Genomic DNA, 23,834 nt, shown 5'->3' with positions numbered 1-23,834 from the left:
GGGCCGCCGCTCGGCGATCGGTAGGATGTCGTCGAGGCATCCCCTCGCCGGCTTGGCGCAATTGGTAGCGCACCGCTCTTGTAAAGCGGTGGTTGCGGGTTCGAGTCCCGCAGCCGGCTCTTGACTCAGCATCCAGCTCAGCAGCCGCCATCGGCGGGCGTCGCAGCACACCACCACCACGTCGAGCAGTCGCGCATCCCGATGTGGATCGCGCTCGCGCTCGCGCTGCTGCTCGGCGCGGGCACGGCGTTGCAGTCGCGCATCAACGGGCAACTCGCGGTGGCGCTGGACGATCCGTTCGTGGCCGCGGCGATCTCGTTCGGCAGCGGCCTCGTGATCCTGCTCGTCGTGCTCACCATGTGGAAGCCTGGCCGGGCGGGGCTCGCGAAGGTCGGCGGTGCGCTGCGCGTTCGCGCGCTCCCATGGTGGATGGTGCTCGGCGGGCTCGCCGGCGCCTGGTTCGTGACGACGCAGGGCCTGTCGGCCGGCGTCATCGGCGTCGCCCTGTTCACGATCGCGATCGTCGCAGGTCAGACGGTGGGCGGAATCGTCTTCGACCTCGTGGGGCTCGGCCCGGGCGGGCGACGGCCGCTCAGCGCGACGCGCGTGGTCGGCGCGGTGCTCGCGCTCGCCGCCATCGGCTGGGCGGTGTCGGCGCAGCTCGCGGGCGACGCCCCGATCCTGCTCATGGTGCTTCCGTTCATCGCCGGCATCGGCGCGTCATGGCAGCAGGCGGTCAACGGCCGGGTGAAGGCCGTCGCCGACAGCGCGCTCACCGCGACGGTGATCAACTTCCTGGTCGGAACGACGGCGCTCGTCGTGGTGATGCTCGTGCACGCGACCATCGCCGGCTGGCCGACGGCGCTGCCCGCCGAACCGTGGCTGTACGCGGGCGGGGCGCTCGGCTGCATCTTCATCGCAGGCCAGGCGATGCTCGTGCGGCGACTCGGCGTGCTGCTGCTCGCCCTCTGCGGCGTGGCGGGTCAGCTCGTGGCGGCGCTCGCACTCGACCTGCTGCTGCCCACCGCCGACCGCCCGGTCGGCATCGCGACGATCGGCGGCACCGTGCTCGCGCTCATCGCCGTCGGGGTCGCCTCGATCCGCTGGGGTCGGCGCAAGCACGCACTGCCGCCCGCCGAGGTCACTGCAGCGAACTGAACCGCGCGGCTGCGTCGGCATCCTGGCCGCGATCCGGTCGCGCCCCGTCGGGCACGCCGCCGACGTAGAGCCAGCCGAGCAGGCGTTCGCCGTCGGCGAGGCCGTGCATCTCGGCGACGAGCGGATGCCGCGTGTGCGGGCCGGATCGCCACATGACGCCCCATCCGGCGTCGTCGAGCAGCAGGCTCAGCTGGTGGGCGACGCCCGCGGCGACGGCCTCCTGCTCCCACTCGGGCACCTTGAAGTGCGGCCTCGTCACCGCGACGATCGCGAGCAGCAGCGGTGCTCGCAACGGCTTGCCCGCGAGGCGAGCGCCATGCTCGCCGTCGAGGCCCGCTGCCGCGGCGAGTGCGTCACCCAGGCGGTTCCGAGCGTCGCCGCGCAGGGCGATGAACCGCCACGGGCGCAGCGAGGCGTGGTCGGCGACCCGGCCGGCCGCTTCGAGCAGGTCGGCGACCTCGGCGTCGTCGGGCGCGGCATCCGTGACCTTGGGGGCAGAGCGTCGAGCGAGCATCGCCTCGCGGGCGGATGCCGACACTCAGGCCTCGGCGGAGAAGTCGAGGGCGATCGAGTTCATGCAGTACCGGTCGCCGGTGGGCGTGCCGAAGCCGTCGGGGAAGACGTGGCCCAGGTGCGAGCCGCAGTTCGCGCAGCGCACCTCGGTGCGCACCATGCCGAGCGAGGAGTCCTCGATGAGCTGCACGGCCTCGGGCCGCACGGACTCGTAGAAGCTCGGCCAGCCGCAGCCCGAGTCGAACTTCGTGCCGCTCTGGAACAGCTCGGCGCCACAGGCGGCGCACGAGTAGACGCCGGCACGCTCCTCGTCGAGCAGCTCGCCCGTCCACGGGCGTTCGGTCGCGGCCTCGCGGAGCACGGCGTACTGCTCGTCGCCGAGCTCGGCGCGCCACTCGTCGTCGGTCTTGTCCACGTTGTACGCCATGAAGCGTCCTCTCAGTGCTCGCGTCGGTGCCCTCCATGGTCGCAGGTTCGCCCGTGGGTTCCGACATCGGGTGCAACGCTGCGCACCGCTCCGGTGTTCCGCGGCATCCTCGCGCGAGCACGGGCCGGCGCTCGCCGCCGATACACGCCGCCGTCACTCGGCTCCCGCAAAGGCGCCGGTGTCTAGGATGACGTGCAGGCGGTGCATCCGGCTCGCCTCGAACGGGAGGTCCGATGAGCGCCGAGCGCCTGCCGCACCGCCCCGTCGAATCTGAGCTCGAGGAGCGCGACGCTCGGGTGCTCGCCTTCGAGGCGCGCGCATGGCAGCATCCCGGCGCGAAGGCGGAGGCGATCCGCGATGAGTTCGGCATCTCCGCCGCCCGCTACTATCGGATCCTCGGCGAGCTCATCGATTCACCGGCGGCGCTGAGGCACGACCCGATGCTGGTCAAGCGCCTGCAGCGGATGCGTGCGGCTCGTGCAGCGGCGCGAACGCGTCGTTCCCTCTCGATCGGCCGACCGCTCGACTGAGCGCGGCCCCGACAGACGACTGGACCCATGGCGCAGAAGTTCCCCCGCGATCGCTTCGACTCGATCCCGCACGGCATCGACCGTGTCGGTGCGCACCGCGCGCCGGCGCGCCGGGGCGCGGGATGGATCACCTTCGGCTGGGCGGCACTGGCGACGGTGGTGCTCGCCGCGGTCGGCATCGGCGGCGTCATGGTCTTCAACGACCGGCTGAACTTCGGTGAGGCGCCGGTCGCGAGCCCGAGCGCGACGCCGGTCGTCACCGCCGAACCCGTGATCGCCCCCGACATCCCCGTGCTCGTGCTGAACGGCACCGCGACGGCCGGGTTGGCGGCGAAGGCGTCGGAGACGCTCACGGCCAACGGGGTCCCGGTGGGGTCGGCGGCGAACGCGAGCGATGAGACGCTCACCGAGACCGTCGTCTACTACGCGACCCCCGATCTCGAGGGTGCCGCTCGCGGTGTCGCGCAGTTCCTGCCCGAGGCCGATGTGCGGATGTCCGAGCAGTTCGCCGCCACCGGCAACCAGTTGGTCGTCGTGCTCGGCTCCGACTACGCCGAGGCCACTGCGGGCTGATCGACCCGCCGATACGGTCGGGCGCGACCGAATCGTTGCCATTCCGATATCCGCACCGCTCCGCAGACCCTTGTGCAGGAACGCCCTGTCGTGAGTATCTGGTTTCGGCCGCTCTCCAGCGCGAGCGCACGGTTCCGTCCCTGGCACCCTGCTCGCGAGGGGGCGGTCCGGCACAGGCCACGGGCGGGTGCTGATCGGACACGGCAACATGGGAGCAACGCATGGCGAACGGAACCGTCAAGTGGTTCAACGCTGAAAAGGGCTACGGATTCATCACCGTCGATGAGGGGGGCCAGGACGTCTTCGTCCACTACTCCGCCATCGACATGTCGGGGTACAAGGTCCTCGAGGAGGGGCAGCAGGTCGTCTTCGAGGTCGGCACCGGTTCCAAGGGACCGCAGGCCGAAGGCGTCCGCCCGGCCTGACATCGATTCGCGGGCGCGCCGTCGATCCGGCGGCGCGCTCTCGCATCTCCGGCGGTGTGCGGGTCTACGCTGACCGCATGGCAGCGCAGGCCGAGCCGGCCCCGCGACGGCGGGGAGCGCGAATCGCCGTGCTCGTCGCGGCGACGTTGCTGCTGGCCGCCTGCCAGTCGCCCCGCTCGGCTCCGGCCCCGACCGAGGACGAGGCCCGACCCTCTTCGGCGGCGGCGGCTGCCGCGGTCTCGTTCGCCCCGCTGCGCGGAACGCCCGCGGAGGCGGCCGCGCTCGCGCACCCCTCGCTGGCGGTGAAGATCGACAACCACGAAGAGGCGCGCCCGCAGATCGCCCTCAACCGCACCGATATCGTCTTCGAGGAGCTCGTCGAGGGCGGCCTCACCCGCTATGTCGCGATCTGGCACTCGGATGTCCCCGACGAGGTCGGCCCCGTGCGATCGATCCGCCCGATGGATCCCGACATCGCCTCTCCCTTCGGCGGCATCATCGCCTACTCGGGCGGCCAGGACCAGTTCGTCGAGATGATGATGGCGACGCCGCTCGTGAACCTCGTCTTCGACTTCGACGAGACCGGGCTCTTCTTCCGGGCCGATGAACGGCCGGGGCCGCACGACGTGATCCTCGAGTCAGCAGAGGCGGTCTCCCGCAACGCCCCCATCGCGCCGCCGCCGGTGCAGTTCGCCTACGGCACTGCCGATCCGCTCGCGGCTCCGGCACTCGCCGCGGTGCCGACGTCGCGCGTCGACCTCGTCTTCTCCGAGGGGCGGTTCCCCGCATGGGAGTGGGATGCCGCGGCATCCATCTGGTTGCGCTCGCAGGAGGGCTCGCCCGACACGGAGGCGTCCGGGGAACGGGTGCGCGCGACGAACGTCGTGACCATGCGCGTCGCGATCGACGAGAGCTACGGCGAGGTGCCGAAGACGGTCGTGATCGGCTCGGGCGAGGCCTGGGTGTCCGCCGGCGGCCGAACGGCCCACGGCACGTGGGTGAAGGATGCCGCGGGGTCGCCCATCGTGCTCACCGCCGACGACGGCTCGCCGCTGCGGCTGGCTCCCGGCAACACGTGGGTCGAACTCGTGCCGAGCGAGGGTTCGGCGACCTTCACGCCCTGAGCGGACAGCCTCGGGCTCGCTTGCACTCGTGGCGGTCGAGTGCCAGAATCGATTTAGCACTCACTCGTTTTGAGTGCTAACCCAACGAATCTTTGAAGACGTCCGGGAAAGGACGAGAGAAACACATGGCAAAGATCATTGCTTTCAACGAGGAGGCCCGTCGTGGCCTCGAGCGTGGCCTGAACACGCTCGCCGACGCGGTGAAGGTGACCCTCGGCCCGCGCGGACGCAACGTCGTGCTCGAGAAGAAGTGGGGCGCACCCACGATCACGAACGACGGTGTGTCGATCGCCAAGGAGATCGAACTCGACGACCCGTACGAGAAGATCGGTGCCGAGCTCGTCAAGGAGGTCGCCAAGAAGACCGACGACGTCGCCGGTGACGGCACCACGACCTCGGTCGTGCTCGCCCAGGCACTCGTGCGCGAGGGCCTCCGCAACGTCGCCGCAGGCGCCGACCCCATCTCGCTCAAGCGCGGCATCGAGAAGGCCGTCGCGGCCGTCGAGGCCGAGCTCCTCGCCAACGCGAAGGACGTCGAGACGAAGGAAGAGATCGCCGCCACGGCATCGATCTCCGCCGCCGACGAGCAGATCGGCGCGCTCATCGCCGAGGCGATCGACAAGGTCGGCAAGGAGGGCGTCGTCACCGTCGAGGAGTCGAACACCTTCGGCACCGAGCTCGAGCTGACCGAGGGCATGCGCTTCGACAAGGGCTACCTGTCGGCGTACTTCGTCACCGACCCCGAGCGCCAGGAAGCGGTCTTCGAAGACCCCTACATCCTGATCGTCAACGGCAAGGTCTCGAACATCAAGGACCTGCTGCCGATCGTCGACAAGGTCATCCAGACCGGCAAGCAGCTCCTCATCATCGCGGAAGACGTCGACGGCGAAGCACTCGCGACGCTGATCGTCAACAAGATCCGCGGCATCTTCAAGTCGGTCGCCGTCAAGGCCCCCGGCTTCGGCGACCGTCGCAAGGCGCAGCTGCAGGACATCGCGACCCTCACCGGTGGCCAGGTCATCTCCGAGGAGGTCGGCCTCAAGCTCGAGAACGTCACCCTCGACCTGCTCGGCTCGGCTCGCAAGGTCATCATCACCAAGGACGAGACGACCATCGTCGAGGGTGGCGGCGACGAGGAGGCCATCGCCGGCCGCGTCGCGCAGATCCGCAAGGAGATCGAGAACACCGACTCCGACTACGACCGCGAGAAGCTCCAGGAGCGCCTCGCCAAGCTCGCCGGCGGCGTCGCCGTCATCAAGGCGGGTGCGGCGACCGAGGTCGAGCTCAAGGAGCGCAAGCACCGCATCGAGGACGCCGTTCGCAACGCGAAGGCCGCCGTCGAAGAGGGCATCGTCGCCGGTGGTGGCGTCGCCCTCATCCAGGCCGGCAAGACCGCCTTCGAGAAGCTCGAGCTCACGGGCGACGAGGCGACCGGTGCGAACATCGTCCGCGTCGCGATCGACGCTCCGCTCAAGCAGATCGCCCTCAACGCCGGCCTCGAGCCGGGCGTCGTGGTCGACCGCGTGCGCAACCTCCCGGTCGGCCAGGGCCTCAACGCCGCGACCGGCGAGTACGTCGACATGCTCGCTGCCGGCATCAACGACCCGGTGAAGGTCACCCGCTCCGCGCTGCTGAACGCAGCGTCGATCGCGGGCCTGTTCCTCACCACCGAGGCCGTCGTCGCCGACAAGCCCGAGAAGAACCCGGCTCCGGCCGGCGACCCGACGGGCGGCATGGACTTCTAGTCCGCGCCTCGCGAAGCACACGATGGGCGTCTCCCTCCGGGGAGGCGCCCATCGTCGTCTCCGATGATCTCCCGCGGCCGAGTCCGGACGGAGTCAGGCTCGTGCGCGGGCGTACTGCTCCCGGATCACGCCGCAGGGCCGGCTCTCGAGCTCGGCGTCGACTTCGAGCGGCCACGCGGGGCGCTCGCCGGTGAGCGCCCACCTCGCCTGCCGTGCCGCGCCGTCGGCGACGTACTCGCCGGGCACGGGCACGATGACCGGGGCATCGAAGACCTGGGCGGCGACGTGTCGCACGGCGGGGTTCTGCGCCGCACCGCCGATGAGCAGCACTCGCGACACCTCGACGCCCTGCCCGCGTACTGCGTCGAGGCCGTCGGCGAGTCCGCAGAGCAGCCCTTCGATCGCGGCCCTCGCGATCGAGGAGCGAGTGGTGTTGGCGAGCGTGAGTCCCGAGAACGAGGCCGTCGCTTCGGGGAGGTTCGGAGTCCGCTCACCCTCGAAGTAGGGCACGAGCACGGCTCCGGATGCCCCGGGCTCGGCCTCGAGGGCGAGCCTGCCGAGTTCGTCGTGGTCGACGCCGAGCAGCCCAGCGGTCACGTCGAGCACTCGCGCGGCGTTCAGCGTCGCGATGAGCGGCAGGCGCCGCCCCGTGGCATCCGCGAAACCGGCGACCGTGCCGGACGGATCGGCGACGGCGGCATCCGTCACCGCGAAGACCGTGCCGCTCGTGCCGATCGAGACGACGACGTCGCCCGGCGCCGCGTCGAGGCCGAGCGCGGCGGCCGCGTTATCGCCGGCTCCGGCGCCGACGAGGATGCCGTCGGGCGTGCGGCCGGCGGCCTCGTCGGGGGCGAGTACGCGTGGCAGCACGGCATCGTGCCCGAGCGCGCGGACGAAGAGCTCGCGGTCGTACCCGTTCGGCCCCCAGTAGGCGGTGCCGCTCGCATCCGATCGGTCGGTCGTGAGCTCGCCGAGGACCGGCCCGAGCGGTGACTCGCCCGCCGGGCCGAAGCCGCGCAGTCGCCACGTGAGCCAGTCGTGGGGGAGGGCGACGGCGGCGACGCGGGCCGCGGCGTCGGGTTCCTCGTCACGCAGCCAGCGCAGCTTCGTCGCCGTGAAGGACGCCACCGGCACGACGCCGGTGCGCCGGGCGTAGTCGTCGGCACCGACCTCGGCGATGAGGTCGCGCGCGGCCCGGGCGGAACGGGTGTCGTTCCAGAGCAGGGCGTCGCGGATGACCCGGCCCTCGGCATCGAGCACGATCATGCCGTGCTGCTGGCCTGCGACGGAGATCGCCTCGACGTCGTCGAGCCCGCCCGCGTCGGCGAACGCCGTGAGCAGTGCCGCCCACCACGCGGCCGGATCGACCTCGGTGCCGGCGGGGTGCGGCGCGCGACCGGAGCGCACGAGCGCCCCGGTCGCAGCGTCTCGGATGACGACCTTGCACGCCTGCGTCGACGAGTCGACGCCTGCGACGAGCGACACGCGCCGTGCCTAGCCGCGTGCGCCGAGCAGGTGCTCGGTGGCGAGCTGCTGGAGCCGCACGAAACCGAAGCCGTGTCCGCCGAGGTAGGCGTCGGCGTCGAAGTCCTCGAAGGCGGTGCGGTCGGCGAGCAGCTCGGCGTGGCCCTCGCCCTCGCCGAGGGTCGGCTGTCCGAGTTCGAACACCTTGGAGGCGGTGAGGGCCTCCTGCACCTCGGGATCCGCGCGGAATGCGGCAGCCCGTTCCTTGAGCAGCAGGTAGGTGCGCATGTTCGCGGCCGCGGAGTCCCACACGCCGGTCTCGTCTTCAGTGCGACTGGGCTTGTAGTCGAAGTGGCGGGGTCCGGTGTACGCCGGCGCGCCGCCTGGGCCGCCGTGCTCGAGCAGGTCGACGAGGGCGAACGCGTTGTGCAGGTCGCCGTGGCCGAAGACGAGGTCCTGGTCGTACTTGATGCCGCGCTGGCCGTTGAGGTCGATGTGGAAGAGCTTGCCGTGGTACAGCGCCTGGGCGATGCCGGCGGAGAAGTTCAGGCCCGCCATCTGCTCGTGCCCGACCTCGGGGTTGACGCCGACGAGCTCGGGGCGCTCGAGCGAGTCGATGAACGCGAGGGCATGGCCCACCGTCGGCAGCAGGATGTCGCCGCGAGGCTCGTTGGGCTTGGGCTCGATCGCGAAGCGGATGTCGTAGCCCTTGTCGGTGACGTAGTCGCCGAGCAGGTTCACGGCCTCCCGGTAGCGCTCGAGTGCCGAGCGGATGTCTTTCGCGGCGTCGTACTCCGAGCCCTCGCGCCCACCCCACATCACGAAGGTCTTCGCGCCGAGTTCGGCGGCGAGATCGATGTTGCGCAGCACCTTGCGGAGCGCGAAGCGGCGCACGGCGCGGTCGTTCGAGGTGAAGCCGCCGTCCTTGAAGACCGGGGCGCTGAACAGGTTGGTGGTCACCATCGGGACGACGATGCCCGTCGACTCGAGCGCGCCCTTCAGCCGGTCGATCATGGTCTGTCGCTCGGCATCGGTCGACCCGAATGCGAACAGGTCGTCGTCGTGGAAGGTGAGGCCGTAGGCCCCGAGCTCGTCGAGCTTCTCGACGACGTGCACGACGTCGAGCGGATGCCGCGTGGGCCCGCCGAACGGATCGGTGCCGTTGTAGCCGACGGTCCACAGGCCGAAGGAGAACTGGTCGTCACGGGTGGGGGTGGGCACGGACATCGTCACCTGATCCTCATTGAGCGGTATTGGTTGTGTCTGACAACTTATCGCATCGACCGGCATCGCGCCAGCGCAAGTTTCGGGAATATGATTCGAAACATGGATTCCGAAGCACCCGGGGAGCGCGTCACCCTTGCCGAAGTGGCCGGCGAGGCCGGCGTCTCGCTCTCGACGATCTCGAAGGTCCTGAACGGCCGAGCCGACGTCTCGGCCGCGACCCGCACGAGAGTCGAGACCCTTCTCGCCGACCGGGGATACGTGCGCCGCCACGGCCGCGCCGAGGCGCGGACCGATCTCATCGAACTCGTCTTCCCCGAACTCGACCCCATCTGGTCGATGGAGCTCATCGACGGGGTCGAGACCGTCGCCAAGGAGCACGGCCTGAGCGTCGTGCTCACGGTCAGCGGCAACCGTCACGCACCCGATCCCGACTGGATCGAGGGCGTCATGCGGCGGCGCCCCATCGGCATCGTGCTCGTCTTCGCCGAACTCGCGCCCGAGTATCGCGAGCGACTGCGGTCGCGGGCCATCCCGTTCGTCATCATCGACCCGGCCGGCGACCCCTCACCCGACGCGCCGTCCGTCGGTTCCGCGAACTGGTCGGGCGGGCTCATGGCGACCCGCCACCTCATCGATCTCGGCCACCGCCGCATCGCCGCGATCACCGGGCCCGAGGACATGATGTGCTCGCTCGCCCGAGTCGACGGGTACCGCTCGGCGATGAACTCGGCCGGCCTGCCGATCGATCCGGCATGGATCAGGTTCGGCGACTTCCACGTCAGCGGCGGGCGCGATCACGCCCGCGAGCTCCTCGCGCTCGACGAGCCGCCCACCGCGATCTTCGCGGGCAGCGACCTGCAGGCCGTCGGCGCCCTCGACGCGGCGCGCGTCGCCGGGCTCCGCGTACCGGAGGACGTCTCGATCGTCGGGTACGACGACATCCCGCTCGCGCGCTGGGTGACCCCGCGGCTGACGACCGTGCACCAGCCGCTGAAGCGGATGGGCGAGGAGGCCGCGCGGCTCGTGATCCGGCTGAGCGACGAGACGCCGGCGACGACCCCGCGCATGGACCTGGCGACGAGTCTGGTCGTCCGCGAGAGCACCGCGCCGCCGGCGGGCACTCCGGCGGCGCGGTGATCGCAGACGGGGTCAGCCGGTGACGGATGCCGGGGCAGCCGTCACCACGACCGACACGTCGGGATGCAACCGCCGGGTGTGATCGACCTCGCGCACCGGGCCCGTGAGGCGGACCGTGTGCGCGAACGGCATCTCGGTGCTCGACCGGCCGGCGCTCAGCACGAGCTCGCCGGGTTCGACGATGCGCCGCCCGTCGCGGCCCGTGAACGAAGCGAGGTCGGCGGGCGCCGTGAACGACACCGCTGCGGATGCCCCGGGCTCGAGCTCCACGCGGGCGAAGCCGATGAGCCGCTGCACGGGGCGCACGACCGACGCGACCGGATCGTGCAGGTAGAGCTGCACGATCTCGGCGCCCGCGCGATCGCCCGCGTTCCGAACGCGGAGGCGCACGGTCACCGCACCGTCGGTGCCGGTCTCGGCGACATCGGCGTCGAACGCATCCCAGGCGAACGTCGAATAGCCGAGGCCGTGACCGAATGCGTACGCCGGCGTCGGATCGACGTTCGACACGTCGTTCGCGCGAGCCAACGGGGGCGCGAGGTAGGTGGTGGGCTGGGAGCCCGCCGTCGCCGGGATGCTCACGGGCAGCCGGCCGCTCGGGTTGATCCGCCCGCTCAGCACGCCGGCGAGGGCGGGTGCGCCCTCCTCGCCCGCGAAGAAGGCCTGCACGATGCCGGCGGCCTCGCGGTTCGCGCGCCCGAGGGCGTAGGGCCGCCCCGCGAGGAGCGCCAGCACGGCCGGCGTCCCGGTGTCCAGCACCGCGTCGACCAGTTGCTGCTGTGCGCCCGGCAGCTCGAGCGTCTCGGCATCGCAGCCCTCGCCGCTCGTGCCGCGGCCGAAGAGCCCCGCCCGATCGCCGAGCGCGAGGATCACGACGTCGGCGGACGCCGCGAGCGCCGCGGCATCCGCGATGTCATCGGTCTCGCCGCCGTCGACGCTCGTGCCGCTCGCCCAGCGGATCTCGCTCGCGGGGAACTCCTCGCGCAACGCCTCGAGCAGGGTCGGAACCCGGATGCCGAGCGCGACGCCCGGATGCTGCGACACCACATGGGCGGGGAAGGAGTAGCAGCCGAGCATCGCGTACGGGTCGTCGAGGTTCGGCCCGACGACGGCGATGACGCCCGGCGCCGCGAGCGGCAGCGAGCCGTCGTTGCGCACGAGCACGATGGCGCGCTCCGCGAGTTCCCCGGCCAGGGCGCGGTTGCCGGCCGGATCGAGGTCGATCGTGCCCCGCAGCCGGTCGAGGTGGTCGACGTCGGCCTCTGCGAGCGCCGGGGGCAGCGCCGACCAGTCGGCATCGAGGAGACCGAGCTGGCCCTTCTGGCGCAGCACTCGCCGCAGTGCAGTGTCGACGAGCGACGACTCGACGACTCCCTGCTCGACGGCCTGTCGCAACGGCTCGCCGAACGTCTTGACCGTCGGCAGTTCGACGTCGATGCCCGCGGCGAGCGCTGCACCCGCGGCCTCGGCCCACGTCGCCGCGGTGCCGTGCAGCAGCTTCAGGAACGCGATCGCGAAGTAGTCGGCGACGACGGTGCCGTCGAACCCCCACGTGTCGCGGAGCAGCCCCGTGAGCAGCGAGCGGTCGGCAGCCGACGGCACGCCGTCGAGGTCGGTGTACGAGTTCATCACGCTGCGGGCCCCGCCCTCGCGGATCGCCATCTCGAACGGCGGCAGCAGCACGTCGGCCAGCTCGCGACCGCCGACCGAGACGGGTGCGAGGTTCCGACCGGCTCGGGAGGCGGAGTAGCCGACGAAGTGCTTGAGCGTCGCGACGACGCCCGAGGACTCGAGTCCGCGCACGTAGGCGCTGCCGACCGTTGCGACGAGGTAGGGATCCTCGCCGATCGTCTCCTCGACCCGGCCCCACCGTGCGTCGCGCACGACGTCGAGCACGGGTGCGAGTCCCTGGTGCACGCCGACCGATCGCATGTCGTCGCCGATGCGGCGAGCCATCCGCTCGACGAGCGCCGGGTCGAAGGTCGCGCCCCATGACAGCGGGACCGGGTAGGCGGTGGCGCCCCATGCGGCGAAGCCCGCGAGGCACTCCTCGTGCGCGACGGCCGGGATGCCGAATCGGTTCGCGGCCACGATGCGCTGCTGGGTGCGGGCGAGTGAGAGCGCGCCGAGCGCCGCGTCGACCGGAGCGGTGCCGAACTGCCGGGTGAGCTGGCCGAGCCCCGACGGCAGCAGCTCGTCGAGGTCGACGGCGTCGTCGAGGTCGTGCTGGTGGGGTGCGACGTCGCCGCCGTCATCGGATGCCCCGACCCAGACGCCGTAGAGCTGCGCGAGCTTCTCCTCGAGCGTCATCTCGGCGACGAGCGCGTCGACGCGATCATCGATGGTGAGCGAGGCGTCGTGCCACGGGGCATCCGTCATGCGTTCCTCCACGTTCGTCATCCCTTCACCGCCCCGGTGAGGCCGCCGACGATGCGCTTCTCGGCGAACAGGAAGAACACGAGTGCCGGGATCATCGACAACGAGGTGTAGGCGAGCACCGCGCCGGTGTCCTGCGAGTACTGCGTCGAGAACTGGGTCACGCCGAGCGGCAGCGGCCAGAGCTCCTGCGGGAGGGTACCCGTGCTGATGACGAGCAACGGGAGCAGGTAGCCGTTCCAACTGCCGACGAAGGCGAGCACGCCGACCGTGACGAGCCCCGGCATCGACAGGGGGAGCAGGATGCGCCAGAAGAAGCCGACACGGGTCGTGCCGTCGATGGCGGCGGCCTCCTCGAGTTCGTCGGGGATGGCTCGGAGGAACGGCACGAGGATGATGATCGTCGTCGGCAGGGCGAAGGCGATGGACGGGATGATGACCCCGAGGAAGGTGCCGTGGAGTCCGAGCGTTCGCAGGAGCAGCGTCAGCGGCAGGGCCGCGACCGTGAGGGGGAACATCAGCCCGGCGGCGAACAGGAGGTAGAGTCCCTCGCGCCCCCGGAAGGTGTAGCGCGCGATCACGAACGCGGCCATGACGCCGACGATGACCACGCCCGCCGTGGTGCCGACGGCGAGGATCATGCTCGAGGCGACATTGCCCCAGAACCGCGGGGAGCCGAGCACGGCGCTCCAGTTGTCGAGGGTCCATGGCGAGGGCAGCCCCACCGGATTCGCATTGAGATCGGCCGTCGTCCGGAAGCCTCCGACGAACACGTAGAGCACCGGCCCGATCGCGATCGCGGCGATGACGAGTGCGAGGAGCACGATGAACGGCTGACCCCAGTCGAAGCGGTGACGAGGGACGGGATCGTGCCCGGTGGTGCGGGTCCCGCCCAGGGCGGGGGAAGCGACTGACATGATCAGCGCACTCCTCTCGTGATGGAGCCGGCGAGGTCACGGCGGAGTGCGAAGCGCTGGTAGACGAGTGCGACGACCAGGGAGATGAGGAACAGGATGACGGCGACGGCGCTGCCGAAGCCGGGCTGGCCGCCGAACTGGCCCTTCTCGACCATGTAGGTGGCCATCGTCGAGGTCGCGTTGAGGGGGCCGCCACGCGTGGTGACCCACACCATGTCGAACAGCTGCAGCGCCCCGATGATCGAGAGGAAGGCCCAGATCCGAATCGTCGGACCGAGCAGGGGGATCGTGATGTGCCGCTGGACCTGCCACCAGCTGGCGCCGTCGATCGCCGCAGCCTCGGCGAGTTCCTCGGGCACGCCCTGCAACCCGGCGAGCATCAGGAGGATCGCGAAGCCGACGTACTTCCAGGTGAGGATGGCGAACATCGTCCAGAGGGCGATGTTCGGATCCGCGAGCCAGTTCTGCGTGAACGCGCCGAGGCCCAGGGCCTCGAGCAGGGCGTTCACGCCGCCCTGCGGCTGCAGCAGCAGCTTCCAGGAGAGGCCGGCGATCACCTCGGCGAGCACGTACGGCACGAAGATGAGGAGGCGGAGCACGCCGCGGCCCCGCAGCCTGCGGTTGAGCAGCAGTGCGATGCCGATCGCGAGCGGCCCCTGGATGAGCAGCGAGAGCGACAGGATCAGGAAGTTGTTGCCGACCGACCGGATGAATGCGGGGTCTTCGAGTGCCCGCGCGTAGTTGGCGAACCCGACGAACCGCTCGGGGTCGGCGAGGTCGTCCCATTGGAACGACTGCGGCAGGTTGTAGAAGCTGTAGACGCCTGCGAGGAGGACGGGCAGGATCACGAAGCCGAGGAACAGGAGCAGGGCCGGACCGACGAACAGCACGATCTCGGCCCGCTTGCGTGCCCTGCCGGCCCCGGGTCGGGGATGACGGGCGGGGGTCGAGCCCGCGGAGACCGCGGGCCCGACCGATTCGATGACGCTGGTCATGGTCAGAGCGTCGCCGCCGCGTCCTGCATCTTCTTGACGATGTCCGCAGGCGTGCCCGCGCCGCCGAAGAGGTTCACGATGCCCTCGTTCATGGCGTTGCCGACGGTGGTGCCGTAGGCGGTGTCGAGCCAGATCTGGACGAACGAGGAGTCGGCGAGCCCTTCGGCGACGGCCGTCAGGTTCGGGTCCTCGAGCGACGCCACGGCGGCCGACACGGTCGGAATGCCCGAGCCGCTCGCCGCGAAGCGCGCCTGGACGTCTTCGCTCATGATGTACGCGAGCAGCTCCGCGCACTCCGGCGGGGCCTCGGCCGAGCAGGCGAAGCCGTCGCCGCCGCCGAGCGATGCGGTCGGGTCGCCGGCGGCGCCCTCGATGCCGGGGAAGGGGAACCACCCGAGGAACGCGGGTACCTCGCCGTCGGCGGTGAGACCGCCGATCTGGCCGGAGTTCCAGTGACCCATGAGTTCCATCGCCGCCTGCCCGTTCGCCATGAGGCCGGCGGAACTGCCGGCACCGGTCTGGGCGGGGGTGCCGAGGAAGCCCTCCTGGAACGGCTCGGTGCCGAGGAACTCCTCGAGCTGTTCGCCCGCTTCGACCCAGCAGTCGTCGGTGAAGTCGAGATCGGATTCGGCCGCCTGCAGCACCTCGGGGGAGCAGGAGTGCAGTGCGAACTGGTACCACCAGTGGGCGGCCGGCCACTTGTCGCCCGCGCCGACGGCGATCGGGGTGATGCCGGCCTCGCGCAGTGCGCCCACCGCATCGACGAGTTCGTCGAGCGTCGTCGGGGTCTCGTCGATGCCGGCCTGCTCGAAGAGCTCGGTGTTGTACCAGAAGCCCTCGATGCCGAACGTGAACGGGATGCCGTAGGTGGTGCCGTCGACCTGCCAGGGGTTCACGGTGGCGCCGACGCTCGAGACGGTGTCGGGGATGGCCTCGTCGAGCGGCATGAGGTAGTCGTTGGCGACCTGGCCGCGCAGTTCGCCGCCGGGCCAGACCTGGAACAGGTCGGGCGGGTCGCCGGCCGCGAGGGCGTTCGGGATCAGCGTGCGCTGGAGCTCCTCGTTCTGGTATCCGGTCTGCTCGACCGTCACCCCGGGATGCGCCTCCTCGAACTCCGCGGCCACCTCTTCCCAGACGGCGGGCATCGGTCCGGACGTTGCGTTGTGCCACCAGGTGAGGGTGATGTCGCCGTCTCCTCCGCCGTCGTCTCCGCCTCCCGCCGAACAGGCGGTGAGCGAGGCGACCGCGATTCCCGCGGCGGCGGCGAGGGCGACGAGCCGGGTGGTGCTGCGTCTGTTCATCATTGAACCTCTCGAAAGTTTCGACGTCCGTGTCGAAAGTGATCTGGACGCCTCGAATATACGCGGGCGATCAATATGATGTCAACCGCAACAAATACGGCGTGCCGAGCCGGCCGGATTTCGCGACGCACCTAGAGTTGTCGCGTGACAGAACGAGACGGCACCCTCGACGGCGTCCACCGGCGAAACCTCTCGAAAGTGCTCGGGCTCGTGCACCTCGAAGGTCCGCTGTCGCGCGCGCGACTGACCGCGCTGACCGCGCTGAACCGGTCCACCGTGGCATCGCTCGCCGGCGAGCTGGTCGACCTCGGACTCGTGGTCGAACGTGCACCCGACCCGACCAACCGGGTCGGTCGGCCCTCTCCGGTGATCGCCGCCGATCCGCGCGTGCTCGCCCTCGCCGTCAACCCCGAGGTCGACGCGGTGACCGTCGCCGCGGTCGGACTCGACGGCTCCGTGCCGATGCGCCTGCGGCTCGACGTCGATCACCTGGTCACTCCCGAGGAGGTTGCGGCGATCGTGGCCGACACGCTCGCGACCTGGCGGGAGACCTCGCTGCGCACCTCCCGCATCGTGGCCGTCGGCCTCGCGGTGCCGGGCCTCGTGCGGGCGTCCGACGGCATGGTGCGGCTGGCGCCGCATCTCGGTTGGGAGGATGCCCCGATTCGCGCCCTCGTCGAGGAGGCGACGGGCCTGCCCGCCACTGCCGGAAACGACGCGAGTCTCGGCGCGACCGCCGAGCACCTCTTCGGTGCCGGTCGCGGCGTCGACGACCTCGTCTACCTGAACGGCGGCGCGAGCGGCATCGGCGGCGGCATCGTGCTCGACGGCCGCCTCGTGGGCGGAGCGGGCGGCTACGCGGGCGAGTTCGGCCAGAACCGCCCCGGCATCGCCGACGCCGCCGATCGACGCGCCGAGGGCGGAGTGCTCGAGGACGAGGTGAGCCGAGGGCGGTTGCTCGAGGTGGCGGGTCTCGCCGGTGGCGATGAACCGACGCTCGCGGCGGCGCTCGCCGAATCGCCCGGGCCCGAAGCGGCGGGAGAGCTCGCTCGCCAGCGGCGCATCCTCGCAACGACGCTCGCGAACGCGGTCAATGCACTGAACCCCTCTCTCGTCGTGCTCGGCGGCTTCCTCGCGACCGTCGCCGAGAACGACCCGGGTGCCCTCGAGGCCGAGGTGGCACAGCAGGCGATGCCCGCGGCGACCGAGCGGCTCGCGATCCGCGTCGCCGCGCTCGGCGAGGATCGCCTCATGATCGGTGCAGCGGAGGCCGCCTTCTCCGCCCTGCTGGCGGATCCCCTCGCGCACGGCTGACCCGACTGAACGCAGGGGCACCGCGGTCGATCCGCTGTTGTGCCCTCGTGCTCGCCTCGCATAGACTTGGACGCTGTCGAATCGATTCGAGCCGCGCGGCGGCCGAATCGCACCCACGGCGGCGTCCCACGGGGCGCCGCTTCCCAGTCTCCCGGCGTCCGAGGGCGTGCGCCGCCGCATCCGAGCACGCCTGGAACACGCATATGTCCTCCACGTCATCCATCCCCGTCATCCGCCCCGACGACTACGACCGGCCGTCGCACCCGGGCGACCGCCTGACCAGCCGGCAGCGCCTCGTCTACGTGCTCGTGCTCGGTGCGCTCACGGCGCTCGGCCCCTTCACGGTCGACCTCTACCTGCCCGCCTTCCCGGTGCTGCAGGACGAGCTCGGCGTCTCCGCCTCGGCCGTGCAGCTGACGCTCACGGGAACGATGATCGGGTTCGGGCTCGGCCAGCTCATCGTGGGCCCGTGGAGCGACAAGGTGGGTCGCCGACTGCCGCTCATCCTCGCGACGGCGCTGCACATCGCGGCATCCCTCGCCGCGGCGTTCGCCCCCGACATCGTCTGGCTCTCGGTCTTCCGACTGCTGCAGGGCTTCGGTGCCGCTGCCGGCGGCGTGGTCGCCATGGCGATGGTGCGCGACCTCTTCGGCGGCAAGCCGCTCGTGCGCATGCTCTCGCGCCTCGCGCTCGTGAACGGCCTCGCGCCGGTGCTCGCCCCGGTCATCGGCTCGCAACTGCTCCAGGTCATGGACTGGCGCGGCATCTTCGTCGTGCTCGCGGTCTACGGTGCCGTCGTCGTCGTGGCGGTCGCGTTCTTCATCGTCGAGACCCTGCCGGCCTCGCGACGGAACGTCTCCGGCCACTCGACGCTCCGTGACCGCTACGCCGCACTCTTCCGCGACCGCGTCTACCTCGGCGCCGCGATCATCGGCGGCATGACGTTCACGGGCCTGTTCGGATACCTCTCGACCTCGTCGTTCCTCTTCCAGGACCTCTACTCGTTCAACGCGCAGGAGTACGGCATGCTCTTCGCCGTGAACTCCGTCGGCGTGATCATCGGCGTGCAGGTCAGCTCGCGTCTCATGCGCGGCTCGGTGCAGCCGCAGTGGATCCTCGCCGGCACGACGGTCGCCCACCTCGCGATGGCCGCGACGATCATGGTGCTCGACGCTTCGGGCGGCGGCTTCTGGGGCACGGCCATCCCGCTCTGGTTCTACATCCTCGCCTGCGGATTCGCCTTCCCCGCCGTGCAGGTGCTCGCGCTCGCCCATCACGGCGCGGAGGCCGGCACGGCGGCGTCGCTGCTCGGTGCGCTGAACTTCGGCCTCGCCGGCGTCATCTCGCCCCTCATCGGCCTCATGGGCGTCGGCAGCGCGGTGCCCATGGCGTTCGTGATGCTGCTCGCGGGTGCCGTGGCGATCGCGGCCCTGTGGCTGCTCGTGCGCCCGAGGACCGTGCCGCCGCTGAGCGACTGACGGCGCGGGGCATCCGAGCCGAATCGGCCGTCGACGTCACGCGGATGCCGCAGGCCCGACGGTAGCGTGAGGGGCATGAGCCTCGAACCTGCGGAGCGCCCTGCAACTCGGACGCGCGTCTCCCGTCGCGTGCCGATCATCGCCGGCGTGGTGTCGCTCGTGCTGGCGGTGCTGCTCGGCATGCTCGTGACGGCGGGCGGAGGCGAGAACCGCTTCGCCGTCGACGAGGCGTGGGCGGAGCTCATGGTGAGCCTGCGCACCCCCTTCGGCGAGTGGTTCGCCTACGCCATGAACGCGCTGGGCGGCGGATTCATCGGGGTGTTCGTGGTGCCGATCGGAGCGGCGATCGTGCTGCTCATCGTGCGGAGGCCGTGGGGAGCGCTGTACTTCATCGTGGCGTCGGCGGCGAGCGCCGGAGTCGTGCAGGTGCTGAAGCACCTGTTCGGTCGCGTGCGACCCGAGGACATGATCGTCGTCTCCGACTTCGGATCGTTCCCGTCGGGCCACGTCGCGAATGCGGCGACGATCGCCGTGGTCGTCGGCGTGCTCGTGCCGCGCTCGTGGGTGTGGGTGATCGGGGCGGTCTACACGGTGCTCATGGCGTTCAGCCGCACGTATCTCGGAGCCCACTGGCTGACCGACACGCTCGGCGGGGCGCTCGCCGGGGTGGGCGTGGCGCTGCTGCTCTGGGCGGCCCTGGCCCTCCCGCTCGAGCGGGAACGCGTCGCGTGGCGCCCGGCCCTGACGCGAGATGGCACTCGTCGTCGGAACGACGCGAAGTAGTCCGACGACAGTGCCATCTCGACGAGCTCCTCGCGCGCCGGGCGCTCAGGCCGGGTGGTCGCCGCCCGCGAGCTGATCGAGGGTGTGCTCGAGCACCTCGCCGAGCAGTCCGAGACCGTCGCGGACCCCGCCGGGCGAGCCCGGGAGATTCACGACGAGCGTCGAGCCCGCCACTCCCGCGAGGCCGCGTGAGAGCAGCGCGGTCGGCGTCGTCACCGCCCCGCGACGACGCAGCTCCTCCATGAAGCCCGGCAGTTCGCGATCGAGCAGCGGCGCGGTCGCCTCGGGAGTGCCGTCGCTCGGGGAGACGCCGGTGCCCCCGGTCGTGACGATGACCGAGGGGCGGCCCGCGAGCGCCCGGTGCAGGGCGTCGGCGACGGGCAGCCCGTCGGCGACGACCACGGGTCCGACGACGTCGAAGTCGCGCTCGGCCAGCCATGCGACGATCGCCGGGCCGGTGCGGTCGTCGGCGACGCCGGCCGCGGCACGGGTCGACGCGACGATGACGACGGCGGCACGCGGCATCCGCTCGGCCGGGTTCGTTCGCGGGGTCACTCGCGCGACCAGTCGCCGCTCTTGCCGCCCGCCTTCGCGAGCACCATCACGTCGGTGACGACCGCGCGGTTGTCGACGGCCTTGATCATGTCGTAGAGCGTGAGCGCCGAGACGGTCGCGGCCGTCAGGGCCTCCATCTCGACGCCCGTCACGCCCTTCGTGGTCACGGTGGCGACGATGCGCACTCGGTCGCCGTCGGGCGTGATGTCGACGTCGAGCTTCGTGAGCGGCAGCGGGTGGCAGAGGGGGATGAGGGTGGAGGTCTGCTTCGCCGCCATGATGCCGGCGATGCGCGCGGTGCCGATCGCCTCGCCCTTCGGCAGGCTGCCGTCGGCGATGGCGTCGACCACGTCGATGCGCGTGACGAGCACGGCCTGCGCGCTCGCAGTTCGCCGGGTCACGGCCTTGTCGGTGACGTCGACCATGTGCGCGGAGCCGTCTCCGCGCAGGTGGGTGAGGCGTGGTTCAGTCATCGATCCTCCAGACGTCGACGTGGGCGCCGGCGGGCAGCTCGCCGACGCCGACGGGCAGGTGCACGAGCACGGTGGCGTTCGCGTAGGCGTGCAGCAGGTGCGAACTCGGCGCACCGACCTCGACGTCGCCGTCGCCGTCGAGCACGCCGCGGCGCACCTGGTGCTTGTCGAGCGGTGAGCTGACGTCGTGCGCGAGTCGCAGCCGTGCGCGCGGCCGGTCGGGCGTGAGCCCCGCGAACGCCCTGAGCACCGGTCGCAGGAACAGCTCGAACGAGACGAGGGCGCTCACGGGGTTGCCGGGGAACGCCACGACCGGCAGGGCGACGTCGTCGCCGTCGGGTCGGGCGACGCGGGCGAGGCCGATTCCCTGCGGGCCGCCCGGCTGCAGGGCGACCTTCGTGAACCCGACGCCGAGCGGAGCGAGTGCCTCGCGCACGACCTCGAACGCACCTTCGCTCACGCCGCCCGTCGTCACCACGAGATCGACGAGACCGGCGGATGCCGCGATGGCGGAGACGAGCGTCGAGGTGTCGTCGGGTGCGACGGCCTCGCGCACTCGGGCGCCGCTCTCGCGGAGCGCGGCGGCGAGCATCGTCGTGTTGGCGTCGTGGATCTGGCCGGATTCCAGCCGCTCGCCCGGTGCGCGGAGCTCGTGACCCGTCGAGACCAGCAGCACCGAGACCGGCCGGCGGACGGCGACGGTCGTCACCCCGGCCGCGGCCAGCGCGCCGAGCTGGGCCGGACCGAGGCGGATGCCGGCGGGCAGGAGCCGCTCGCCGCGGGCCACGTCGGTGCCGATGCCGCGGACGAACGCGCCGGGCCGGGGCGGTCGATCGAAGGCGACGGAGGTGCCGGCCGCTGCGTCTCGACGATCGGCGCCGAGGTCGGGGAAGCGGGGTGGGTCGGCGGCCTCGATCGGCACGACGGAATCCGCACCGAGGGGGATGGGCGCCCCGGTCATGACGGGTGAGGCCGTGCCGGGAGCGTGCCGCCCCAGCGGGTCTCCCGCGGCGCTCGTGGGGCCCACAGGCAGTGAGACCGGCGCCCCGGGGTGCGCGCCCGCGAGGTCGGCCGAGCGCACTGCGTACCCGTCCATCTGCGAGTTCGCGAAGGACGGCAGGTCCATGGGGGAGTCGACGGGGAGCCCGAGCACTCGCCCGAGTGCCGAGGTGCCGGGATCGGTGCGGCCGTCGAGCACCGCCACGTGCTCGAACCCGGCGGGCTCGTCGAGCGCGCCCCGGATCGGGGCGAGGAGTTCACGCACCGCGTGCTGGTGTTCGGCGAAGGTCCGCATCATGTGCCTCGGAGTCAACCGCCGGCGAACGGCGGCAGGATGTCCACCTGCGCGGCGACCGGGTGATCGGCGTCACGACGCACGGTGCCGTCGACGAGGAAGGAGCCGGAGGCGAGCACCTTGGCCATCGACGAACCGTGGCGTTCGACGAGCAGCGCGCCGAGCGAGCCGAGTGTTGCCGGGTCGCCGATCTCGAGCCGCTCCTCGTCGAGACCGGCCGCTTCGGCGGCGGCCGCGAAGTACCGCACGGTCACGATCGTCATGATCACGATGCTACCGGCAGCGATGCCGCCGGGGTCGGGATGTCGGCCGCCTCGTCGGGCTGCGTCAGGGCTCGGAGCCCCGGCCGCGGCGGGCTCCGCTGCGTACAATGGCGGTCATGCATCCGCTCGTCGAGCCCGGCCCGCCGCTGACGGCCGAGCGCATCGCACGATTCAGCCGGCAGCTCATGCTGCCGGGCTTCGGTGAGATCGCCCAGCGCCGCCTCGCCGCGGCCCGAGTGCTCGTCGTGGGGGCCGGCGGGCTCGGCAGCGTCGTGGTGCCCTCGCTCGCGGGCGCCGGTGTCGGCACCATCGGCATCGCCGACGACGACGTCGTCGAACTCTCGAACCTGCACCGGCAGACGAGCCACGGCGTCGCCGACCTCGGCCGGCCGAAGGTCGACTCGCTCGCGGAGACGGTCGCCGCGATCGACCCCGACTGCCGAGTGGTGCGCCACCGCACGCGCCTCTCCGCCGCCGACCTGCGCGAGATGCTCGCCGGCTACGACCTCGTCGTCGACGGCAGTGACAACTTCCCGACGCGCTACCTCGTCAACGATGCCGCCTCGCTCGCCCGCGTGCCGCTCGTCTGGGGCGCGATCCTGCGCTTCCACGGTCAGGTCGGCACCGCGTGGCACGCGCACGGCCCGGGGTACCGCGACCTGTTCCCCGTGCCGCCCCCTCCCGACGAGGTGCTCTCGTGCGAAGCCGGCGGCGTGCTGCCGAGTCTCTGCACGACGGTCGGCGGGCTCATGGCCACCGAGGTCGTGAAGCTCGTCACCGGTGTCGGCGAGCCGCTCATCGGCCGGGTGACGACGATCGATGCGCTCTCGGGGCGGTCGCGCGAGATCGCCTACACGGCGATCGCCGATGCGCCCGAGATCACGACGCTCGTCGACTACGAGGAGTTCTGCGGGCTCCGCACCGCGGGGCGGGCGACGGATGCCGCGTTCGACGCCGCCGCTCCGGCCCTGACCGCCGTGACGGCTGCGGGCCTGCTCGAACGACTCCGCGAGGGCGGCGCACTCACCCTGCTCGACGTGCGCGAGCCCGCGGAGGCCGCGCTCGGGCACATCCGCGACAGCGTGCTCGTGCCGCTCGCCGAGCTCGCCGGTGGCGCGGGGCCGACTCCCGGATCGGGCCCGGTCGTCGTCTACTGCGAGCACGACCTGCGCTCGCGACGTGCCGCCCGACTGCTCCGCGAACGCGGCCTGACCGAGGTCGAGTACCTGGCAGGCGGCATCACGAGCTTCGCCGCGGTGGCCGGCGATCTCGTGCAGCGATGAGCCGCGGCATCCGTCACCCGTCACCGTCACCCGTCAACCCGAGCATCGAGGAGCCGACGCGCATGAACGAACCACTCGCCCTCGTCACGCTCGACCCGATCGACGAACGCGCGGTGCGCTCCGCCGTCGAGGCCGACGCGAGCGGAGCCGTCGTCGTGTTCCTCGGCGTCGTGCGCGACCACGACGGAGGTCGGGGCGTGCTCGCCCTCGACTACCGCGCGCACCCCGAGGCCGAGCGGTTCCTGGCCGAGTGCGTGGACGAGATCGCGGTCGAGACCGGCATCGCCGTGGCGGCGGCGCATCGCGTGGGGGAGCTGCGCATCGGCGACGTGGCACTGTGCGCCGCGGCATCCGCTGCGCACCGTGCCGAGGCGTTCGACGCGTGCGAACGCCTCGTCGAGCTCGTCAAGCAGCGGGTGCCGATCTGGAAGCGTCAGCACTTCGTCGACGGCGTCTCGGAGTGGGTCGGGCTCTGAACC

24 protein-coding genes and 1 tRNA gene are annotated in these 23,834 nt (G+C 71.4%); 13 read left to right on the top strand and 12 right to left on the bottom strand.

From position 1 onward, the window contains the following. The first annotated feature begins 46 nt into the window (after nucleotides 1–46). Nucleotides 47–119: transfer RNA gene (locus BJY17_RS07655), tRNA-Thr, on the top strand. A 1-nt stretch (nucleotide 120) separates the two neighbouring features. Further along, on the top strand, nucleotides 121–1,158 hold the full coding sequence (locus BJY17_RS07650) for a DMT family transporter (protein WP_246303684.1): 1,038 nt from the start codon (nucleotides 121–123) through the stop codon (nucleotides 1,156–1,158). On the opposite strand, the gene BJY17_RS07645 is transcribed toward BJY17_RS07650, so the two are convergent. Further along, the gene (locus BJY17_RS07645; RefSeq protein ID WP_322789778.1) at nucleotides 1,142–1,696 is read right to left on the bottom strand and encodes a nitroreductase family protein; all 555 of its coding nucleotides are present in this window, start codon (nucleotides 1,694–1,696) and stop codon (nucleotides 1,142–1,144) included. The two genes, BJY17_RS07650 and BJY17_RS07645, sit on opposite strands and share 17 nt — an antisense overlap. Further along, on the bottom strand, nucleotides 1,697–2,098 hold the full coding sequence (gene msrB, locus BJY17_RS07640; RefSeq protein WP_179550833.1) for a peptide-methionine (R)-S-oxide reductase MsrB: 402 nt from the start codon (nucleotides 2,096–2,098) through the stop codon (nucleotides 1,697–1,699). Between the two features lie 233 nt (nucleotides 2,099–2,331). Here msrB and BJY17_RS07635 point away from each other — a divergent pair, with 233 nt between their 5' ends. The 5 genes from BJY17_RS07635 (at nucleotide 2,332) to groL (ending at nucleotide 6,495) form a co-directional block, all read left to right on the top strand. Beyond that, nucleotides 2,332–2,628, top strand: a complete 297-nt coding sequence (locus tag BJY17_RS07635) for a DUF3263 domain-containing protein (protein WP_179550832.1) — start codon at nucleotides 2,332–2,334, stop codon at nucleotides 2,626–2,628. A 27-nt stretch (nucleotides 2,629–2,655) separates the two neighbouring features. Continuing rightward, on the top strand, nucleotides 2,656–3,201 hold the full coding sequence (locus tag BJY17_RS07630; protein WP_179550831.1) for a LytR C-terminal domain-containing protein: 546 nt from the start codon (nucleotides 2,656–2,658) through the stop codon (nucleotides 3,199–3,201). 221 nt (nucleotides 3,202–3,422) lie between these two features. Then, entirely contained in the window at nucleotides 3,423–3,626 is a 204-nt protein-coding gene (locus tag BJY17_RS07625; protein ID WP_056010420.1) for a cold-shock protein, read from the top strand. 77 nt (nucleotides 3,627–3,703) lie between these two features. After that, nucleotides 3,704–4,750: a DUF3048 domain-containing protein gene (locus tag BJY17_RS07620; protein WP_179550830.1), complete on the top strand. Its 1,047-nt coding sequence runs from the start codon at nucleotides 3,704–3,706 to the stop codon at nucleotides 4,748–4,750. A 125-nt stretch (nucleotides 4,751–4,875) separates the two neighbouring features. Further along, entirely contained in the window at nucleotides 4,876–6,495 is a 1,620-nt protein-coding gene (gene groL / locus BJY17_RS07615; protein WP_179550829.1) for a chaperonin GroEL, read from the top strand. A 93-nt stretch (nucleotides 6,496–6,588) separates the two neighbouring features. Here groL and xylB read toward each other — a convergent pair whose 3' ends face one another. Further along, nucleotides 6,589–7,980: a xylulokinase gene (xylB, locus tag BJY17_RS07610; protein ID WP_179550828.1), complete on the bottom strand. Its 1,392-nt coding sequence runs from the start codon at nucleotides 7,978–7,980 to the stop codon at nucleotides 6,589–6,591. A gap of 9 nt (nucleotides 7,981–7,989) precedes the next feature. Beyond that, nucleotides 7,990–9,186: a xylose isomerase gene (gene xylA, locus BJY17_RS07605; protein ID WP_179550827.1), complete on the bottom strand. Its 1,197-nt coding sequence runs from the start codon at nucleotides 9,184–9,186 to the stop codon at nucleotides 7,990–7,992. Nucleotides 9,187–9,285: 99 nt separating this feature from the next. Between xylA and BJY17_RS07600 the strand changes: the two genes are divergently transcribed. Further along, a complete protein-coding gene (locus BJY17_RS07600) occupies nucleotides 9,286–10,323 on the top strand; it encodes a LacI family DNA-binding transcriptional regulator (RefSeq protein ID WP_218889864.1) in 1,038 nt (345 codons plus the stop codon). Between the two features lie 12 nt (nucleotides 10,324–10,335). On the opposite strand, the gene BJY17_RS07595 is transcribed toward BJY17_RS07600, so the two are convergent. Genes BJY17_RS07595 through BJY17_RS07580 form a run of 4 tightly spaced genes read right to left on the bottom strand, consistent with a single transcriptional unit; the run spans nucleotide 10,336 to nucleotide 15,912 of the window. Beyond that, the gene (locus tag BJY17_RS07595; RefSeq protein ID WP_179550825.1) at nucleotides 10,336–12,723 is read right to left on the bottom strand and encodes a beta-xylosidase/alpha-l-arabinosidase; all 2,388 of its coding nucleotides are present in this window, start codon (nucleotides 12,721–12,723) and stop codon (nucleotides 10,336–10,338) included. Beyond that, nucleotides 12,720–13,616: a carbohydrate ABC transporter permease gene (locus tag BJY17_RS07590; RefSeq protein ID WP_179550824.1), complete on the bottom strand. Its 897-nt coding sequence runs from the start codon at nucleotides 13,614–13,616 to the stop codon at nucleotides 12,720–12,722. The genes BJY17_RS07595 and BJY17_RS07590 overlap by 4 nt, the downstream gene beginning before the upstream one ends. Before the next feature lie 2 nt (nucleotides 13,617–13,618). Beyond that, nucleotides 13,619–14,611 (bottom strand): carbohydrate ABC transporter permease, encoded by a 993-nt coding sequence (locus BJY17_RS07585; protein ID WP_179550823.1) that lies wholly within the window; start codon nucleotides 14,609–14,611, stop codon nucleotides 13,619–13,621. Between the two features lie 2 nt (nucleotides 14,612–14,613). Continuing rightward, nucleotides 14,614–15,912 carry an ABC transporter substrate-binding protein gene (locus BJY17_RS07580; RefSeq protein ID WP_179550822.1) on the bottom strand — a complete coding sequence of 433 codons (1,299 nt, stop codon included), beginning with the start codon at nucleotides 15,910–15,912 and terminating at the stop codon, nucleotides 14,614–14,616. Nucleotides 15,913–16,056: 144 nt separating this feature from the next. Here BJY17_RS07580 and BJY17_RS07575 point away from each other — a divergent pair, with 144 nt between their 5' ends. The 3 genes from BJY17_RS07575 (at nucleotide 16,057) to BJY17_RS07565 (ending at nucleotide 19,487) form a co-directional block, all read left to right on the top strand. Continuing rightward, a complete protein-coding gene (locus BJY17_RS07575; protein ID WP_179550821.1) occupies nucleotides 16,057–17,226 on the top strand; it encodes an ROK family protein in 1,170 nt (389 codons plus the stop codon). Nucleotides 17,227–17,429: 203 nt separating this feature from the next. After that, the gene (locus tag BJY17_RS07570; RefSeq protein WP_179550820.1) at nucleotides 17,430–18,704 is read left to right on the top strand and encodes a multidrug effflux MFS transporter; all 1,275 of its coding nucleotides are present in this window, start codon (nucleotides 17,430–17,432) and stop codon (nucleotides 18,702–18,704) included. Between the two features lie 75 nt (nucleotides 18,705–18,779). Beyond that, complete coding sequence (locus tag BJY17_RS07565) at nucleotides 18,780–19,487, top strand: phosphatase PAP2 family protein (RefSeq protein WP_179550819.1); 708 nt, start codon at nucleotides 18,780–18,782, stop codon at nucleotides 19,485–19,487. 45 nt (nucleotides 19,488–19,532) lie between these two features. Here the strand turns inward: BJY17_RS07565 and BJY17_RS07560 are convergent, their stop codons facing one another. Genes BJY17_RS07560 through BJY17_RS07545 form a run of 4 tightly spaced genes read right to left on the bottom strand, consistent with a single transcriptional unit; the run spans nucleotide 19,533 to nucleotide 22,072 of the window. Continuing rightward, a complete protein-coding gene (locus BJY17_RS07560; protein ID WP_376865705.1) occupies nucleotides 19,533–20,042 on the bottom strand; it encodes a MogA/MoaB family molybdenum cofactor biosynthesis protein in 510 nt (169 codons plus the stop codon). Beyond that, nucleotides 20,039–20,515, bottom strand: a complete 477-nt coding sequence (moaC, locus tag BJY17_RS07555; RefSeq protein WP_179550818.1) for a cyclic pyranopterin monophosphate synthase MoaC — start codon at nucleotides 20,513–20,515, stop codon at nucleotides 20,039–20,041. The genes BJY17_RS07560 and moaC overlap by 4 nt, the downstream gene beginning before the upstream one ends. After that, nucleotides 20,508–21,812: a molybdopterin molybdotransferase MoeA gene (locus tag BJY17_RS07550; RefSeq protein ID WP_179550817.1), complete on the bottom strand. Its 1,305-nt coding sequence runs from the start codon at nucleotides 21,810–21,812 to the stop codon at nucleotides 20,508–20,510. The genes moaC and BJY17_RS07550 overlap by 8 nt, the downstream gene beginning before the upstream one ends. Before the next feature lie 11 nt (nucleotides 21,813–21,823). Next, nucleotides 21,824–22,072 carry a MoaD/ThiS family protein gene (locus tag BJY17_RS07545; protein ID WP_179550816.1) on the bottom strand — a complete coding sequence of 83 codons (249 nt, stop codon included), beginning with the start codon at nucleotides 22,070–22,072 and terminating at the stop codon, nucleotides 21,824–21,826. Nucleotides 22,073–22,188: 116 nt separating this feature from the next. On the opposite strand from BJY17_RS07545, the gene BJY17_RS07540 reads away from it, so the two are divergent. After that, entirely contained in the window at nucleotides 22,189–23,355 is a 1,167-nt protein-coding gene (locus BJY17_RS07540) for a ThiF family adenylyltransferase (protein WP_246303682.1), read from the top strand. 62 nt (nucleotides 23,356–23,417) lie between these two features. Beyond that, on the top strand, nucleotides 23,418–23,831 hold the full coding sequence (locus tag BJY17_RS07535) for a molybdenum cofactor biosynthesis protein MoaE (RefSeq protein WP_179550814.1): 414 nt from the start codon (nucleotides 23,418–23,420) through the stop codon (nucleotides 23,829–23,831). Nucleotides 23,832–23,834: the final 3 nt, after the last annotated feature.

The organism is Agromyces hippuratus (assembly GCF_013410355.1).
In the GTDB taxonomy this organism is placed as follows: Bacteria; Actinomycetota; Actinomycetes; order Actinomycetales; family Microbacteriaceae; genus Agromyces; species Agromyces hippuratus.
Note: the sequence above shows the minus strand (reverse complement) of the source record. Positions and strands in the feature narration are given on the sequence as shown.